General features: G+C 44.5%; 21 protein-coding genes. 16 read left to right on the top strand and 5 right to left on the bottom strand.

The annotated features are described in order from the left end of the window. The first annotated feature begins 3 nt into the window (after positions 1-3). Together ACMXYO_RS08385 and ACMXYO_RS08380 are read left to right on the top strand one after the other, a co-directional pair. Positions 4-1,740 (top strand): sensor histidine kinase, encoded by a 1,737-nt coding sequence (locus ACMXYO_RS08385; RefSeq protein WP_415888031.1) that lies wholly within the window; start codon positions 4-6, stop codon positions 1,738-1,740. Further along, positions 1,737-2,429: a response regulator transcription factor gene (locus ACMXYO_RS08380; protein WP_415888030.1), complete on the top strand. Its 693-nt coding sequence runs from the start codon at positions 1,737-1,739 to the stop codon at positions 2,427-2,429. The genes ACMXYO_RS08385 and ACMXYO_RS08380 overlap by 4 nt, the downstream gene beginning before the upstream one ends. A 9-nt stretch (positions 2,430-2,438) precedes the next feature. On the opposite strand, the gene ACMXYO_RS08375 is transcribed toward ACMXYO_RS08380, so the two are convergent. Next, positions 2,439-2,846 (bottom strand): GNAT family N-acetyltransferase, encoded by a 408-nt coding sequence (locus tag ACMXYO_RS08375; protein ID WP_415888029.1) that lies wholly within the window; start codon positions 2,844-2,846, stop codon positions 2,439-2,441. A gap of 264 nt (positions 2,847-3,110) precedes the next feature. Between ACMXYO_RS08375 and ACMXYO_RS08370 the strand changes: the two genes are divergently transcribed. The 4 genes from ACMXYO_RS08370 to ACMXYO_RS08355 all read left to right on the top strand — a co-directional run bounded on the left by ACMXYO_RS08370 (position 3,111) and on the right by ACMXYO_RS08355 (position 6,161). Further along, positions 3,111-3,884, top strand: a complete 774-nt coding sequence (locus tag ACMXYO_RS08370) for an ABC transporter ATP-binding protein (protein ID WP_415888028.1) — start codon at positions 3,111-3,113, stop codon at positions 3,882-3,884. 43 nt (positions 3,885-3,927) lie between these two features. Continuing rightward, positions 3,928-4,677, top strand: a complete 750-nt coding sequence (locus tag ACMXYO_RS08365; RefSeq protein WP_415881302.1) for an ABC transporter substrate-binding protein — start codon at positions 3,928-3,930, stop codon at positions 4,675-4,677. A 69-nt stretch (positions 4,678-4,746) separates the two neighbouring features. Further along, complete coding sequence (locus ACMXYO_RS08360; protein ID WP_415881303.1) at positions 4,747-5,439, top strand: ABC transporter permease; 693 nt, start codon at positions 4,747-4,749, stop codon at positions 5,437-5,439. Further along, complete coding sequence (locus tag ACMXYO_RS08355) at positions 5,436-6,161, top strand: ABC transporter permease (RefSeq protein WP_415881304.1); 726 nt, start codon at positions 5,436-5,438, stop codon at positions 6,159-6,161. Before ACMXYO_RS08360 ends, ACMXYO_RS08355 begins: the two co-directional genes overlap by 4 nt. Here the strand turns inward: ACMXYO_RS08355 and ACMXYO_RS08350 are convergent. Continuing rightward, positions 6,158-6,805: a LysE/ArgO family amino acid transporter gene (locus tag ACMXYO_RS08350; RefSeq protein WP_415888027.1), complete on the bottom strand. Its 648-nt coding sequence runs from the start codon at positions 6,803-6,805 to the stop codon at positions 6,158-6,160. The two genes, ACMXYO_RS08355 and ACMXYO_RS08350, sit on opposite strands and share 4 nt — an antisense overlap. Before the next feature lie 87 nt (positions 6,806-6,892). On the opposite strand from ACMXYO_RS08350, the gene ACMXYO_RS08345 reads away from it, so the two are divergent. Beyond that, a complete protein-coding gene (locus ACMXYO_RS08345) occupies positions 6,893-7,786 on the top strand; it encodes a LysR family transcriptional regulator ArgP (RefSeq protein WP_415888026.1) in 894 nt (297 codons plus the stop codon). 12 nt (positions 7,787-7,798) lie between these two features. On the opposite strand, the gene ACMXYO_RS08340 is transcribed toward ACMXYO_RS08345, so the two are convergent. Further along, on the bottom strand, positions 7,799-8,107 hold the full coding sequence (locus tag ACMXYO_RS08340) for an NIPSNAP family protein (protein ID WP_415881307.1): 309 nt from the start codon (positions 8,105-8,107) through the stop codon (positions 7,799-7,801). Between the two features lie 26 nt (positions 8,108-8,133). Then, positions 8,134-8,592, bottom strand: a complete 459-nt coding sequence (moaE, locus tag ACMXYO_RS08335; protein ID WP_415881308.1) for a molybdopterin synthase catalytic subunit MoaE — start codon at positions 8,590-8,592, stop codon at positions 8,134-8,136. A gap of 168 nt (positions 8,593-8,760) precedes the next feature. Between moaE and ACMXYO_RS08330 the strand changes: the two genes are divergently transcribed. From ACMXYO_RS08330 to hflD, 3 genes are read left to right on the top strand one after another with little or no spacing between them, the layout of a single operon-like run. Further along, a complete protein-coding gene (locus ACMXYO_RS08330) occupies positions 8,761-9,210 on the top strand; it encodes an NUDIX hydrolase (RefSeq protein ID WP_415881309.1) in 450 nt (149 codons plus the stop codon). 12 nt (positions 9,211-9,222) lie between these two features. Next, complete coding sequence (gene mnmA, locus ACMXYO_RS08325; RefSeq protein WP_415888025.1) at positions 9,223-10,326, top strand: tRNA 2-thiouridine(34) synthase MnmA; 1,104 nt, start codon at positions 9,223-9,225, stop codon at positions 10,324-10,326. A gap of 9 nt (positions 10,327-10,335) precedes the next feature. Beyond that, entirely contained in the window at positions 10,336-11,007 is a 672-nt protein-coding gene (gene hflD / locus ACMXYO_RS08320) for a high frequency lysogenization protein HflD (RefSeq protein ID WP_415881311.1), read from the top strand. 92 nt (positions 11,008-11,099) lie between these two features. Here hflD and ACMXYO_RS08315 read toward each other — a convergent pair whose 3' ends face one another. Beyond that, positions 11,100-11,312, bottom strand: a complete 213-nt coding sequence (locus ACMXYO_RS08315; protein WP_415881312.1) for a hypothetical protein — start codon at positions 11,310-11,312, stop codon at positions 11,100-11,102. 161 nt (positions 11,313-11,473) lie between these two features. On the opposite strand from ACMXYO_RS08315, the gene purB reads away from it, so the two are divergent. From purB to ACMXYO_RS08285, 6 genes are all read left to right on the top strand, one after another. Continuing rightward, positions 11,474-12,838 carry an adenylosuccinate lyase gene (gene purB, locus ACMXYO_RS08310; RefSeq protein ID WP_415888024.1) on the top strand — a complete coding sequence of 455 codons (1,365 nt, stop codon included), beginning with the start codon at positions 11,474-11,476 and terminating at the stop codon, positions 12,836-12,838. A 72-nt stretch (positions 12,839-12,910) separates the two neighbouring features. Beyond that, the gene (locus ACMXYO_RS08305; RefSeq protein WP_415881314.1) at positions 12,911-13,747 is read left to right on the top strand and encodes an alpha/beta fold hydrolase; all 837 of its coding nucleotides are present in this window, start codon (positions 12,911-12,913) and stop codon (positions 13,745-13,747) included. Between the two features lie 12 nt (positions 13,748-13,759). Continuing rightward, the gene (locus ACMXYO_RS08300) at positions 13,760-14,485 is read left to right on the top strand and encodes an RNA methyltransferase (protein ID WP_415888023.1); all 726 of its coding nucleotides are present in this window, start codon (positions 13,760-13,762) and stop codon (positions 14,483-14,485) included. A 33-nt stretch (positions 14,486-14,518) separates the two neighbouring features. After that, positions 14,519-14,770, top strand: coding sequence for a hypothetical protein (locus ACMXYO_RS08295; protein WP_415888022.1), 252 nt, complete (start codon positions 14,519-14,521; stop codon positions 14,768-14,770). Beyond that, positions 14,767-15,918: a JmjC domain-containing protein gene (locus tag ACMXYO_RS08290; RefSeq protein WP_415888021.1), complete on the top strand. Its 1,152-nt coding sequence runs from the start codon at positions 14,767-14,769 to the stop codon at positions 15,916-15,918. The genes ACMXYO_RS08295 and ACMXYO_RS08290 overlap by 4 nt, the downstream gene beginning before the upstream one ends. Positions 15,919-16,034: 116 nt before the next feature. After that, entirely contained in the window at positions 16,035-16,373 is a 339-nt protein-coding gene (locus tag ACMXYO_RS08285; RefSeq protein ID WP_415888020.1) for a hypothetical protein, read from the top strand. Positions 16,374-16,390 lie beyond the last annotated feature (17 nt).

Genomic DNA, 16,390 nt, shown 5'->3' with positions numbered 1-16,390 from the left:
ATTGTGAACAAGACGATCCTACTGCTAATCAGCCTAATTTTAATCCCTGTCGTCATACTAGGTTGGTTAGCGGCTCGTCTGGAAACAAACCAACAAGCCCTTCTCTCTCATCAAATCGAAGGGCTGGTTGAAATAAAACTCGAAGAGATCGATAAACAGTTCCAGAATCATTTCCAAAGCTTAGAACAAGCACTCAATGCTGAATCCCAATTGCTACTTCAAAGCAAAGATACCCAATACCCAGAAACAACGCTTAAGACCCTGAGCCAGTCGAGCCCCTATATAGAACAGGTATTTGTGATCTCCGCTGAAGGCACAACACTGTTTCCATCAGAATCATCCAAGAACCCAAATGAAATTGCGTTTTTACAATCAACTAAACGCCTACGTTCATCACCCGACATATTCCAAATTCAAAACAAAGCACCTGAGCAGATAAATCTTGCGGCTAGCCCTTATAGCGCACAACTTAAAGCCGCCCCAGAATCAAAACGGATCGAGCTCGCAGCTCCTAGCCAACTGGCTTCAAACGTAGCAGCAGATAGCGTAGCCGAGATTGCTATTGCCTCTGCAGAACCTTTGGCCTCAGCGCCTTCTATAGCGTTTATCGATTCGGGTTGGATCGCTTGGTTTAATAACAGTCAGCTGCAACATATCTATTGGCGTAAGGATTCGGATGGTGCGCTTTTAGGCTTTTCTATAAACAGTGCTCGATTGCTGTCAGATCTAATCAATTCACTACCTAGCAGTAATGGACAAGATAACAGCAATCAAGCGATTGCCTTGATCAATAGTCGCGGTGAAGTGCATTACGAATGGGGCGATTCCACAATCAAGACTCAGCAGCTCAATCCATTGGATAGCCTACCGCTGAGCCACCCTCTAGGTAGTTGGAAATTAGAGTATTACTCCCCTAACCTAGCCAAACCAACTTCAAATTGGATAGAGAAACTCTCTATTCTCTCACTCACGCTATCCGGATTATTGATCCTTGCATGGTTGATCTATAGAGAACACACCAGAACAACGCGCCTAGCTGAACAAAGAGTAAACTTTGTTAACCAAGTATCTCACGAGCTAAAAACGCCACTGACGAATGTTCGGATGTATGCGGAGATGCTTGAGCGCAAGCTTGATGACGAAGATAGCAAAGCTCAGCGCTACCTATCTGTGATTAATAGTGAAAGTCAGCGTCTATCACGCTTGATAGAAAACGTACTGACCTTCTCAAAGCTTGGCAAAGAACCGAAACCGTTGCACCTGCAACCGGGGACATTAAAAGAGTGCGTTGAACATACAGTCGATGTGTTTATGCCCTCTTTAACTCAACATGGCTTGTCCGTTGAATTAAATCTGCAATGTGATAAACAAGTCATGTTAGATCAGAACTGTATTGAGCAGATTCTAAATAACCTACTAAGCAATTGTGAAAAATATGCACCTCAAACAGGAGCCATACTGATCCGCTGCTACAGCGATAACCAGCAAAGCTATATAGAGGTTGAAGATGCCGGCGAAGGGATCTCTGAATCCCTTTGGGAGAGCGTTTTCTCTCCTTTCTACCGCATCAGTAATAAATTAAGTGACGGTGTATCTGGCACAGGTATTGGTCTAAGCATTGCCAGAGAGATGGCTAGAAAACACGGTGGTGATCTGGTCATTATTCCTAGCAAACTAGGAACCTGTTTTCGTCTAGAGCTACATACACCTGATAGTCATCACAGGGAGTCCAAACAATGAAAATCCTTATCGTTGAAGATGATCTAAATATCAGGCTAGGGCTCTGTGACTTATTAGAAGATGAAGGTTACACCTGTATTGAAGCGTCTAATGGGGCCGATGCACTAGTACTGTTCGCTCAACAAAACCCTGATCTGGTTTTACTCGATATTATGATGCCGGAATTAGACGGTTATGCCACCTGCCGAAAAATTCGCCAGATAGACGAGCAAGTTCCCGTTATCTTTATTACCGCAAAATCGGAAGAGATTGATCAAGTACTTGGCTTAGAGCTGGGCGCGGACGATTACATCAAAAAGCCCTTTGGCACTCGTGAAGTGATCGCGCGTATTAGAGCCGTGATACGTCGCTGCGCGCCTAAAGAGAGTTCGCCAACCCAAACCGCGAATAATCAATTCGAGCTGGCTGATCTCGTAGTTTACCCTGAGCAAATGCGCGCTGAACGCGATGGAAATAAGATTGAGCTAACCCTGCGTGATATAAAAATACTTGAGCTTCTTTATCAAGAACAAGGCAAGGTCGTAACAAGAGATATGCTGTTTGATTTCTGCTGGGGCCGAAACTACCTTCCAAGCAGCCGGACGCTAGACCAACACATTTCCAAGCTAAGAAAACTGATTGAAGTAGATCCCAAACAACCGCAGATAATCACTACCGTCCATGGTATTGGCTATCGCTATGATGGCTAAGAATGACGCTTAGTGCTCCTTTCCCTCATAGATCCACATAGATGACGTTTCCCCTGCCTTCTCAAACCCTAAGGACTTATAAAACCTAATCGCATTACCATCAGCGGTTAACATCTGCTGGTGGAAGCCTTTATAACGTTTTTTCATCGCCTGCATAATTTTGCTACCGATGCCGCAACGGTGGAAATCTGGGTCCACCAGCATGTGCGGATAATAAACGACGAGATGCCCATCTGAGATTGCATTGGCTAAACCAACTAGCCTGCCATCGATCCGAGCAGTAATTAAACTATGTGAATTTCTTAGTGCTGCTAAAAGCGCTTTTGGCTTTTCTGCAGACGACCACTCATTAGCCTTATACAGAGCAACAACCTCATCCTCCAGGATTACATCTGTACAATTTATATCCACAATCATCAAATTTCCTTAAATTTTTTGCCTAAAATTAGTTTAGTGGAATTACCTGTCTTTGGCAGATTGATCAGCAATGAATCCCGTTAAAACGGCTCAAACAGTAGAATCCACTAATACACCACAAGCCCCGTATTTAAAGGGCTACAGACATGTATAGATTAACAAATTTATTCATGATCATTTGATCAATCTGCCATTGCGAACACTATCTGATTTTGCTGTAATTCGCCGCTTTCGTTTAAAAAGGTACACTGGAGTACCGGTTTTATGGCTGACGCAAAGCTCGCTCTGGAAATACAAGACCTTCATAAAAGCTATGGATCTTTGGAGGTTATTAAAGGCATCTCACTACAAGCTGAAGTTGGCGATGTGATCTCAATTTTGGGGTCTAGCGGCTCAGGTAAAAGTACCTTCTTACGTTGCCTTAACCTACTTGAATCCCCTTCCGCTGGAAGCATCAGTTTTGCATCTGAGCCATTAAAGCTTAAGCAAACCAAAGATGAAGGCTTGCAAACAGCGGATCAAAAGCAGTTAGAACGAATCCGTACATCGATTGGTTTTGTATTTCAAAACTTCAATCTATGGCCGCATATGACCGTGATCGAAAATATCATGGAAGCCCCAATTCATGTCCTTAAACAAGATAAGCAAACTGCTAGAGATAAAGCAGAAACCTATCTTAAAAAAGTGGGCTTATACGACAAACGAGATAGCTACCCTAACCAGCTATCCGGTGGCCAACAGCAACGCATCGCTATAGCACGCGCATTGGCGATGGAACCCCAAGTTTTACTCTTTGACGAACCAACCTCTGCACTTGATCCAGAACTTGTCGCAGAAGTGCTAAATGTTATGCGAGATCTCGCAGCTGAAGGACGCACGATGTTGATCGTCACCCATGAGATGCGTTTTGCCCGTGAAGTATCCAGCAAAATTGTATTTCTACACGAAGGCCAAATTGAGGAGATGGGCACACCTGATGAGGTGTTCACCAATCCTAAATCTGAACGCTGCAAAGCATTTTTAAGCAGTCATTTCTAATCCAGCCTGCAACTAACAATAAATATTCCGCGAGGATCATAAGATGGGATTTAAGAAATTAATTACAACAACAGCACTTGTTGTCTCTACTCTGGCAGCTCCTGCCTTTGCTGGCGATAAAATCCGTATCGCTACAGAAGGTGCATACGCGCCCTTCAACACAATCAATGCTGATGGCGAACTAGCAGGTTTTGATGTAGATATTGCTAAAGCACTTTGTGAAGAGATGAAAGCTGACTGCAAAATCGTAGCTCAAGATTGGGACGGCATCATTCCTGGCTTAAAAGCACGTAAGTACGATGCAATCATTGCCAGCCTTTCAATCACACCAGAGCGTCAACGTGTTGTAGCGTTTACTGATCACTACTACTCAAACTCTCTTGGTTTTGTCAGCGGTAAAGATGGCGATTTCGATCCAAACGCCCTAAAAGGCAAAACCATTGGCGCACAACGTGCCACGATTGCAGGCCAGCACCTCGAAGATAACTATTCCGACAAAGCTTCAGTCAAACTATATGACACTCAAGGTAACGCTTATCTAGATCTAGCGAGCGGCCGTTTGGATGCGATTCTTTCTGACAAACTACCTGCTTACGATTGGTTACAAACTGAAGAAGGTAAAAACTTCGAATTTCGTGGCGATAAGATCGATGTTAACGACAAGATCGCTATTGCTGTCCGTAAACGCGATGGTGAATTGAAAGAGAAGTTCAACCAAGCATTAAAAGCGATTATCGAGAACGGGACTTACGAAAAGATTAACGCTAAGTACTTCCCATTCTCTATCTACTAAGCTTAAACACTGAAAACTAGGGAAAAGCAGGATAAAACCTGCTTTTCCTGTTTCATCAGGTATATCTATATGGATCTTCAGGGCTTTGGGCACCTCTTAATCAGTGGCGCTTGGATAACCGTTCAATTAGCTATTTGCAGCTTAGTCATTGGCCTCGTTTTCGGGGTTTTAGGTGCAAGCGCAAAGCTATCTAAATACAAAGTTGCTAACGCTATTGGTAATGGTTACACCCTGTTTATACGGGGCATGCCTGAGTTACTACTCGTCCTGACAATCTATTTTGGTTCATCTGCCGTTTTGATGGCGATCGCCAGCTTGTTTGGTTATGACGAATATATAGAGCTAAGTCCATTTGTTGCCGGCGTAATCGCACTAAGTATCGCCTTTGGTGCATATGCCACTGAAGTCTTCCGTAGTGCACTTCAAGAAATACCCAAGGGCCAAAAAGAAGCAGCTATTGCTCTTGGTATGACGGGTTTCCAAACCTTTCGACGCATCACCTTGCCACAAGTTTGGCGCTTAGCTTTACCCGGTTTAGGCAACCTATTCTTAGTTCTTTTAAAAGATACAGCACTGGTTTCTGTTATAGGTCTTAACGAACTTATGCGCCAAACCACCGTTGCCGTTGGAAATACCAAAGAGCCTTTTACTTTCTACTTAGCCGCAGCAGTGGTTTATCTCCTCATGACTTCAATCTCAATGATCGGCTTACATTACCTAGAGCGAAAAGCTAATCGCGGTTATAAAGGAGCACGCGCATGAGTTGGGAATGGGATGTCATTTTTGAAAACTACCCTCGCCTATTAGAAGGCGCTCTACTGACCCTTGAGCTTGTCCTCTTTTCTGGATTTATCGGTCTAATGCTTGCCGTGCCATTGGCATTGATGCGTATCTCTAAGCGCCCTTGGCTACAAGCCTTTCCTCTGGCTTACATCTTCTTTTTCCGTGGCACGCCACTGTTGATACAGATCTTCTTGGTGTACTACGGCGCTTCTCAGTTTGAATTCATTAAGAACTCTGCGCTTTGGCCTATTCTTAAAGAACCGTACTGGTGTGCCATCATCACCTTTGCGCTCCATACTGCGGCTTATATCGCTGAGATACTCCGCGGTGCTATTCAATCTATCCCTAAAGGCGAGATTGAAGCCGCTAAAGCCTTAGGTATGAGCTACCCACTTATGCTGCGTCGTATCATCCTACCTCGCGCATTTGGCATTATGATGCCTGCCTATGGCAACGAAGTAATCCTAATGCTTAAAGGCAGCGCTCTAGCCAGCACAATTACACTACTCGATCTAACGGGTATGGCTCGCACAATCATCGCTAGAACTTATACGCCGCTCGAAATATTCTTTGCAGCCGGTGTTATCTATCTAATTATCAGTGCCCTTTTGGTGTTTTTATTCCGTTATATGGAAAAACGCTTTAATCGCCACCAGCACTGGCCAAATGAAAAGCCAAAAGATTTAGACCCTCAGCATTAACCCGAATGACTAAACATGATGGGCCAGAGCAGCGTTACCGCGATGGCCCACATGGTTACCCAAATGACCAAATCCATAATCTGCCATGCTCTTGGGTTATTGAATATAGGCTGACATACCTTCGCTCCAGCGACCAGCAGCCAAAACCAAAAGCATGAAAACCCCATCGCGCCGATAGCAAACCATACTCTCTCAGGCTCTGGGTATTGCCCACCTATACTCCCTAAAAGCACAACAGTATCCAAATACACATGGGGATTGAGCAGTGTAATCGCCAAAGTAACGATCAAGGCTTTACCTAAACCACTCAAAGCTATTTCATTTTCTTTCATGACTTGTGGCTTTAAAGCTTTGCTCAGGGACTGAGCGCCATATACAAACAGAAATGCTGCCCCGCCGATCCGAGCCGCGAACATCCAGCTCTCTGATTGCGCGATTAAGATACCCATACCTGCCACGCCAACAGCAATTAAAATCATATCAATCAAGGCGCACAAGGCTGCAATCGGCCAGTGGAACTGACGGCGTAAGCCTTGAGTAAAGACAAAGGTATTTTGGCTTCCCATCGCAACAATTAGACCTGCACTTGTAGCCAAGCCCTTTATCAATGCTGCCAAAGCCGCGCCTGTGAAAATGGATACCATACTGCCCCCCTGAATAATGGCAGGCATAGTGCTAGAATCTCACTAGCCAGTAAAACTAATAATTCTAATGATTGATAAGTTTTTCTAATGATAGATTACAAACAGCTCCAAGCACTTGCAGCAATTCTCGAAGAAGGTAATTTTGATAAGGCCGCAGAGAAGCTCAATATCTCTCAATCAGCTGTATCTCAGCGCTTAAAACAGCTAGAGGACAGTGTTGGACAAACACTGATTATCAGAAATACGCCTATACAAGCGACAACGGCTGGGCAGCTGTTACTGAAGCATTACCACCAAGTATCTCTGCTACAAGCAGAACTACAGGAACAGATCTCACTTGAGCAATCAGATAGCTTTACAAAAATTTCTATTGGATTAAATGCAGATAGCTTGGCTACTTGGTTTTTGGACGCAGTTAAACCGCTTCTTGATGACGAAAAAATCCTTCTAGATCTTAAACTGGACGATCAAGATCAGACTCATCACTTTCTTAAAACAGGTCAAGTGATCGGGTGCATCAGCTCTAATCCAAAACCAATGCAAGGCTGCAGCTGTATCCCACTTGGTGTCATGATTTATCGTTGTCTTGCTAGCCCCGATTACATCAATAAATATTTCCCTGACGGTATAAACACAGAAGGCTTTTACAATGCGCCTGTTGCTGAATTTAGCAATAAGGATGAGCTTCAGAACAGATATCTAAAGGACAATTTTAAGATTGGCCCAAACGAATATCCGAAACACCGTATTCCATCTACTGAATCGTTTTTCAATATCATCATTCGCGGCCACGCTTGTGGCATGGTGCCCGATCAGCAAAGTGCAGAGATACAGGCTTCAGGGAAAGTAGTTGATATGACCCCTGGAAGGTTTATCGAAGTCCCACTTTATTGGCATATCTGGAGCCTTAAATCGGGACTATTTCAAAGATTAACACAGAGGTTAAGAAAGCAAGCGGAGCAAGACCTTCTTCCTATGTGAAAAGATTAAACCTTATTCACCAAACACAGGCTTAAAGAAGCTGCGCTCATAACTCTGAATGCATTTGGTCTGCTTTGCATAATCAAATGCAGCCATGCATTCAGAGTCTTTAAAGGAATCTATCCGGTATTGTTCATAAGCTGCGAGACTAGGAAAGCTGAACAATGCTAGTGCGATGTTGTTAGCCCCTTCAGACGGTAGGAAATAACCATGATGTTGACCACCAAACTTATCAACCAGCGGAATCCATAGTTTTGCATAGTGCTCGAACTCAGCAACTTTGTCCGGATCGATCACATAGCGCAAGTAACAAGTTACCATCCACGTATCCCCATTTTTTGCTGTAGTTACCAAGAATCAGCGGCTTTTAGATCGCTCTCTTTTTGCTCTACCCAGTGCTCGCCCTCATTGGAGATCTCTTTCTTCCAGAAAGGCGCATCTTTCTTTAGGTAATCCATGATGAATTGAGCCGCTTCAAATGCATTTACGCGATGGGCACTACCGACACCGACAAAAACGATATTCTCGTTAAGGTCTAAGCGTCCAACACGATGATAAATTACGATGTTGCCAAGCTCCCAGCGTTCACGTGCCTGCGTAGCAATCTTCTCAAGCGCTTTCTCGGTCATACCTGGGTAATGCTCAAGAAAAAGAGCATCGAGCTGATTATCAGCTATCTCTAATTCGCGAACGATTCCAGTAAAAGTGACTATGGCCCCACTAGTCGCATCATCAGCTCTTACACTTTCTGACAGTGCGCCAATATCGAAATTGTCTGTAGCGACAATCACTTGAGTTGTTGCCATGGTAATTCCTCTCTAAATTGATATTCAAATCATACCACCAAAAGCTATTAAAGAAGCAATGCTCAATAGGCTTATAACCTATTAAAAACACTGGTTTGATGGTATTGTGTCGAACTAATTTTTGAGTCATCTATCCAATAAATATTGGAGTAATTACCGAGGAATATGATGGATTGGCATCCACACGCAACAGTTGCTGTCATCGTAGAAATGGAAGGCAAGTTCCTTTTGGTAGAAGAAAGATCTTCAGGTGAAATAGTTTTCAATCAGCCTGCGGGCCATATTGAAGAAGGCGAAACCTTTATAGAAGCAGCATGCAGAGAAACATTAGAAGAGTCTGCATGGCACGTAAGTCCTAAATATTTAACGGGGTTTTACGTCTATAAATCCGGTAATAACAATACAACCTATCATCGTGCCTGCTTCTATGCCGAAGCGATTAAGCACGAACCAGAGCGTGAACTCGATGAAGGTATCATTCGCGCTGTTTGGATGACACGCGATGAGATTGTTGCTCACACAGACAAACTGCGTAGCCCAATGGTTTTGAAATGTATTGATGATTACCTAGCTGGTAAGCAATACCCTCTAGATCTGATACACGAATATAGCAATTAACTGAATAAACACATGACTGATCACAGCAATACCAAAGTGATCGTCGGCATGTCCGGCGGCGTAGATTCATCCGTTTCAGCATTACTGTTAATGCAACAAGGCTATCAAGTCGAAGGCCTGTTCATGAAAAACTGGGACGAGGATGATGGCACTGAATACTGTACCGCCAAAGAAGATCTAGCTGATGCCCAAGCAGTTTGTGACAAGCTTGGCATTCATCTACACACAGCAAACTTTGCTGCCGAGTACTGGGATAATGTATTTGAGCATTTCCTAGAGGAATACAAAGCAGGCCGTACACCTAACCCTGATATTTTGTGTAACCGTGAAATCAAGTTTAAAGCATTCCTTGAGTATGCAATCGAACTTGGTGCTGATTACATCGCAACCGGCCATTATGTTCGCCGCGGTGATCGCGACGGCAAAACGCGTCTGTTAAAAGGGCTAGATAAAAATAAAGACCAGAGCTACTTCTTGCATCAAGTAGGTCAGGTTGAAATTGAAAAGACCCTCTTCCCTGTTGGCGAACTGGAAAAACCCGAAGTTCGTAAACTTGCTGAAGAGCATGACCTAATCACTCACAACAAGAAAGACAGTACCGGAATCTGCTTTATTGGTGAGCGCAGATTTAGCGACTTCCTCAAGCAGTACTTACCGGCCCAGCCTGGCAAAATCGAAACACCTAAGGGCGATGTGATTGGTGAACACTCTGGTTTGATGTACTACACCATTGGTCAGCGCCAAGGGCTTCAGATCGGCGGTCTTAAAGATTACCCAGAAGAGCCATGGTTTGTAGCAGGTAAAGATCTGGATCGTAACGTTTTGATCGCCGTTCAAGGCAAACAGAATGATCTGTTATTTACCGATTGGCTTACAGCCGATGAAATCTTCTGGATCAATGATGAAGAGCCTGCATTGCCATATAGCTGCACAGCCAAAGTACGTTACCGTCAGACCGATCAGGCATGCACGATCGAACGTCACGGTGACAGTGGTTATCTAATCCGCTTTGCAGAACCACAACGCGCTATCACACCCGGACAATCAGTGGTTATCTACGCAGAAGATATCTGCCTAGGTGGTGGTGTTATCGAACATACAGGCAAAAACGACTAGGAGGCCCCAATGTCACGACAGCATGACGAACAAGCGCTGGGCCTAGCTGGTTTATTTCAAGCAGCTGCTCTCGTTGAACAAATTGCAACGAGAGGCATGGTTGCTCAAGACAGCTTAGAAACATCGGTCTATAGCATTATGCAGTTAAACCCTGCATCGACAGAAGAGATCTATGGCGGCGCCAACGACCTACCTTTCAATCTACACTTAGGCCTGCAAAACCTAAGAGATCTGATTGATAAACCGCGAGCTGAACATAACAAAGATGTGATTCGCTACGCACTAAGCATGATGCACCTTGAGCGCAAGCTTAGCAGCGATCCAGAAATGCTAAACAAAGTAGCGCAACGTTTAGCTCAGGTATCTGAGCAAGCTCGCTACTTTAATTCTGATCAGCCAGACAGTGAGCCAACTGCGAGCAGTTACTGCCATCCAAATGTAATCGCAAATATTGCAAGCCTTTACCAAGATACGATCAGTAGCTTTAGCTTCCGAATTCAAGTGACGGGCGATCCCCGCCACCTACAAAACAGTGAAAACGCAGCAAAAATACGTGCGCTACTTTTAGCCGGTATTCGTAGTGCAATGCTATGGCGTCAGAAAGGCGGCAAACGCTGGCAGTTATTGTTCTTCAAATCTCGCCTACGCCCTTCCCTTAAAAAGATTATGGGAACCTCATAAGAGGTAACGATATTTAGATAAAAAAACCGGATAGCTCGTTAAAGCATCCGGTTTTTTTATTTACCCATCTATTTTATGTATCGATTACAAAGTTACGCGTGACGAACCGATAACTCATTTGCGTCGTGACTACGAAGCATAGCTTCAATATCACTCTCAGCAGCGTCAGCTATCAATACTTTGACCATATTGCAGCTTTTATCTATAAATACTTGCTCTCTTGGCACTCCATTAGCCATCAGGTCATCAAATACCAGTTTGGTTTGGTCGCTGGACCCAAAGGAGCCGGTAACAGACATAGTCATATAACTACCCTCCTCAATTTCAGCTAAATTTAGCTATATTGTGTAGCGACAGTTTAAGCTTAGAACTTGGGCCGCCCTTTATCCATATACCCCTACGAAAAGTCACTCGACTCAGGTATAATGCGCGCCTTCTTTTTAACCTAAAAGGTAGAGATCGATTCATGGAGCTTTCTGCACTGACAGCCGTTTCTCCGGTTGATGGCCGCTATGGCAGCAAAACAGCTGACCTGCGTGATGTTTTTAGTGAATATGGCCTGATTCGCTTCCGCGTTGAAGTTGAAGTTCGTTGGTTACAAAAACTAGCTGCGCATCCACAAATCACTGAAGTTCCAGCGTTAAGCTCTGAAGCTGATGCTCTGCTGAACTCGATCGTTGACAACTTCGGTCCTGAAGACGCTCAGGCTGTTAAAACGATCGAACGTACTACTAACCACGATGTAAAAGCGGTTGAGTACTTCATTAAAGACAAATTCAAAGATAACGCTGAGCTAATGGCGATCAATGAATTTGTTCACTTTGCCTGCACATCTGAAGACATTAACAACCTTTCTCACGCACTTATGCTGAAAAACGGTCTTGATGTTGTAGTTCCACAGATGCAGCAAGTAACTGACGAAATCGCTAAGATGGGTCGTGAATTTGCTGAGCAACCAATGCTTTCACGTACTCACGGTCAGACTGCCTCTCCAACAACTGTTGGTAAAGAGATGGCTAACGTTGCTTACCGTATGCAGCGTCAGATAAAACAGCTTCAGAATGTTGAGCTTCTAGGTAAGATCAACGGTGCGGTTGGTAACTACAACGCTCACCTATCTGCTTACGCTGACATCGACTGGGAACAGGACGCTAAAGACTTCGTTGAGAGCCTTGGCCTATCTTTTAACCCATACACAACTCAGATCGAGCCACACGACTACATTGCTGAGCTTTTCGATGCAGTTGCTCGTTTCAACACGATCCTAATCGACTTCGATCGTGACGTATGGGGTTACATCTCTCAGGCATACTTCAAGCAGAAAACTATTGCTGGTGAAGTTGGCTCCTCTACTATGCCGCATAAAGTTAACCCAATTGACTTCGAAAACTCCGAAGGTAACTTGGGCATTGCGAACGCAATCATGAGCCACCTAGCGCAGAAACTACCGATTTCTCGCTGGCAGCGCGACCTAACTGACTCTACTGTTCTACGTAACATGGGCGTTGGTTTCGGTTACAGCTTGATCGCTTATCAGTCTAGCCTGAAAGGTATCAGCAAGCTTGAGCTTAACCCAGCTCAGCTAAACGAAGATCTAGAAAATGCTTGGGAAGTTCTAGCAGAACCTATCCAAACAGTAATGCGTCGTTACGCTATCGAAGAGCCTTACGAGAAGCTAAAAGCGCTGACTCGTGGCCAGGACATGAGCAAAGAAACAATCCTAGCGTTTGTTGATACTTTGGACATGCCAGAAGAAGCTAAGCAGTCACTTAAAGAACTGACTCCTCATAGCTACATCGGTAACGCTGTTGATCAAGCTAAAAAGATCTAAGCTGATCTAATTAATCAGTTTTATGAAACGGGGCTATAGCCCCGTTTTTTATATAAGGCACAGATTAACCCCATGGAACACTTCACACGACCAGACGGCACTGAGATCCATTACATATCTCTCGGTGAAGGTGAAACCACCTTAGTTTTTCTTCACGGCTGGACGGCGAGTGTTCGGGAATGGCTCCCCTTCGCTTCTGAGCTAGCAGAAAACCACCGTGTGGTAAGCTGGGACGCTCGCGGGCATGGTGCTCACTTTTATCACAAAGAAAGGGATATTAGCTTACCTGCGATGGCTGACGACCTCGAAGCTATGCTCGAGCACCTTAAGATAGAAGATGCGGTCCTCATTGGACACTCTATGGGCGCACTGACTTCTTGGGAGTACTTACGTCGACATGGTGATAAGCGCCTCCGCGGGCTTTGCATTGTCGACCAATCACCAAAGCTAATTACCGATGATGAATGGCAACACGGCGTATACAGTGATTTCTCGCAAGCATCCAACAGCGCCTTCATTCACCGCCTGACCGAAAATTTCGCTGAGGCAGTACTTGAGCTGATTGCCTTTGGTAAAAATCAACGTTCCAGAGAAAATTACGAGCAAAACTCTCGTGGCTTCCAGCAGATGCGTAAATATCTGCAGAAGCAACCTGGCGATCTGCTAACCCGCTGCTGGGATAGCATTACCCAGCAAGATTACCGTGACGTTGTATCTAGCATTAAACTACCTACCCTGCTGATCTACGGCGATGAAAGCCAGTTCTATAGCGCTGAGCTACAACAGTGGGTTAATAAAAGTATCGAGGGTTCAGAATTGCATATTTATGAGCAATCGGACCACTCTCCGCATTTATGGCATAAAGAGCGATTCATTTATGATCTGAATCGTTTTATAGATTCATTGTGAGAACCATTAAAAATGTTATCGAACGTTCGAGTTGTACTGATCAATACATTCCACCCCGGCAATATCGGCGCAGCTGCACGCGCTATGAAAAACATGGGGCTAAGCAAACTCTATCTGGTTGAACCAGAAGATTACCCAAGCGCAGAAGCTGATTCTCGCGCTGCTGGCGCAAAAGATCTATTAGATAGCGCCATCGTTGTTAACACACTTGAAGAAGCGATTGGCGATTGCCAGCTAGTGATTGGCACCAGTGCGCGTACTAAACGTACCTTCGACCGCCCCCTTCTGGATGCACGCAAAGGCGCGGAACGTGTAGTGGCTGAAGCTAAATCAGGTGAAGTGGCTATCGTATTTGGTCGTGAAACTATGGGCCTTCATAACCATGAATTAGCGCAATGTAACTACCATGTTTACATCCCTGCTAACCCAGAGTATCCAGTGCTCAACGTATCTCAAGCAATCCAGCTTCTTTGCTACGAGATATTTATGGCAGCGGAAAACAAAAGCTATGACGATATTGAAAGCGAATACCCTCGCCATAAAGAGATGGCTCTATTCTACGAGCACTTAGAGAAAGTGCTACGATTGACCGATTTCATCATCCCTCAGCATGAGGGTAAAGTACTGGAAAAATTACACCGTTACTTCAACCGCTCACGTCCTGAAAAAACTGAGCTGAATATGCTTCGTGGCATCCTGACCTCAATTGAAGAGACGGTTACAAAACTAAAAAAATAACTACAACTATACAACCTACGACAAGGCCAAAAGATGGAAGAGAATTTACAAGCACTACTGAAACAGGCTGACGAGCTTCGCGACAACATCGAAAAGATGCACCAAGAGTCCAAAACAGTTGGTTATAACGCTGCTGGCATACGCGAATGCGCTACAACTCTGCAGAAAGGCATCAAGAAAGTTGGTAACAACAAGCTTGCTGCTCTAGCCAATCGTGACAAGCGCAAAGTTTACGCTGAAATGGAAGAAGCAATCGAACAGCTTATGGAGTTAATTGACAAGTGAAATCTCCGTTTGGTGACATCAGCATAGAAACATTTTTAGCTGAATACTGGCAGAAGAAGCCTTTACTTATTCGCAACGCCTTTCCTAATTTTGAGCCACCTGTTACGGCTGACGAGTTAGCCGGCATGGCATTAGAGGAAGACGTAGAATCGCGCCTGATAATGCAGTCACCGGACGATAAAGATTGGTCTTTAAAACACGGTCCTCTAAAGGAAGATACTTTCGCTGAACTTCCTGACTCGCACTGGACCCTACTCGTGCAATCAGTCGATCACTGGATCCCTGAAGCAAACGAGCTACTCGAACAATTCCGTTTTGTACCAAATTGGCGACTAGATGATCTTATGATCAGCTATGCGGCGGACGGCGGTGGCGTAGGTCCACATTACGATAATTATGATGTCTTTCTGATCCAAGCTTCAGGAACTCGACGCTGGGAAGTTGGCGGTATCTATGGTGAAGATTCACCACGTCGCCCAGACGTTCCTGTTATGATTTTGCCTGAATGGGAACCAGAACACATATGGGATCTTCAGCCAGGCGATATGCTGTATGTTCCACCTCGGGTTGGTCATAACGGCTTTGCCATTGGCAATGATTGCATGACTTACTCTGTAGGCTTCAGAGCACCTTCTCATCAAGAGATGATGTCTGGCTTTACCGATTATCTGTCTGATATTACTAAAGCAGAAGACCGCTATAGCGATTCTGATCTTGCTCTACAGGCAAACCCAGGCGAGATCACCGATCAAGCATTAGAGCGCGTTAAATCAGCCTTAAAAGAGTACATCGATAGCCCTGAGCTACTAACTCACTGGTTTGGCCAGTTTATGACTGAACCAAAGAATCCGGAGCACGGGGCTGATCAAGTTTGCGAGATGGACGAGGAAGAGATCACCGAGTTATTAGAAGCCGGTATTCCGCTTTGTCGCAGTGAGGGTTCACGCTTTGCTTTTAACCGATTGGATGATCACTTTATCCTGTTCGTTGATGGCAAAGGCTGTGCATGCTCAGAAGGACAAGTAACTTTAGCCGAAAGCCTTTGCGCCAATCTGTATCACGAACAGATAGAACCCACTGAAGAAAATCTACAGCTATTGAAGGCACTCCTGCTTCAAGGTTCCGTATATTTTCTAGACGAAGAATAGGTAAACAAATCTATAGCTCTTTAAAGCCGTTTAAAGAGCTATATCTTTCCCTGTCGCTAATCAAAACAAGCGATTACACTCAAATATAAATACGCTCCAGTCGACTAGGCATTGTGATGACCGATAAAGAAGCTACTGTCGAAAAAACACTCGAATCTAGCCCAACGCTTGAATCTGAGATCAATTCAGCCCGAATTAACGCCTTAGAACTGAAGTTAGAAACACTGTCTCTGATTACAGAATCTCTTTGGAACATTATTCAAGAAAGCGACCTTGAATGTAGTACCGACTTAAAAGAAAAGATGGCGGATATCATAGACCAACGAGCGAAACGGGATTCTATCAAAGTCACTTGCCAAACTTGCGGCAGCGACCAAAAAGCTAGCACCTCTTACTGCAATCATTGCGGGAATAAGCTCGATTATTCTGGTGAAATCTCACCCTTTGATTACTAAGCACAGTGTCGATAGCT

The sequence above is a fragment of the Neptuniibacter sp. QD37_6 genome, from assembly GCF_047778085.1.
Taxonomy (GTDB): Bacteria; Pseudomonadota; Gammaproteobacteria; order Pseudomonadales; family Balneatricaceae; genus Neptuniibacter.
This window is presented reverse-complemented; position numbering and strand designations above follow the sequence as displayed.